Below are 555 nucleotides of genomic sequence, written 5' to 3' on the forward strand. Positions count from 1 at the left end.
CATCCTCCAAGGCTAAATACTCCTGACTGACCGATAGTGAACCAGTACCGTGAGGGAAAGGCGAAAAGAACCCCTGTGAGGGGAGTGAAATAGAACCTGAAACCGTATACGTACAAGCAGTGGGAGCCCCATCACCAAATTCTTTTTTTATTATGAAGTTTCTAAAAGGATTTATTTAAAAACTAATATAAGGATATTAAGATGAAAAAAGTTATATTTGCAATTGTTGCTTTGAGTATTAGCAATATATCTTTCGCAGCAGAGAATACTGTTGTGAAATCTAAAGTTAATGCTGATAAATCTATTGTTATTCTTGCTATGTGTGACATAGCACATGATCTAGAGATTTGTCACGTACAGAATTAGATTGCAAATGACTAAAGGGTAGGTAACTACCCTTTAGTCATGTGAGAAGAATTTGGGATGGGGTGACTGCGTACCTTTTGTATAATGGGTCAGCGACTTACATTTTGTAGCGAGGTTAAGCGAATAGCGGAGCCGTAGGGAAACCGAGTGTTAACTGCGCGTTTAGTTGCAAGGTGTAGACCCGAAACC

The 555-nt window shown here is 39.3% G+C and carries 1 rRNA gene; it reads left to right on the forward strand.

From position 1 onward, the window contains the following. Nucleotides 1-555, forward strand: a 23S ribosomal RNA gene (locus tag LZP73_RS19240); the annotation flags it as partial.

The sequence above is a fragment of the Shewanella sp. AS16 genome (assembly GCF_021412365.1).
GTDB lineage: Bacteria > Pseudomonadota > Gammaproteobacteria > Enterobacterales > Shewanellaceae > Shewanella > Shewanella salipaludis.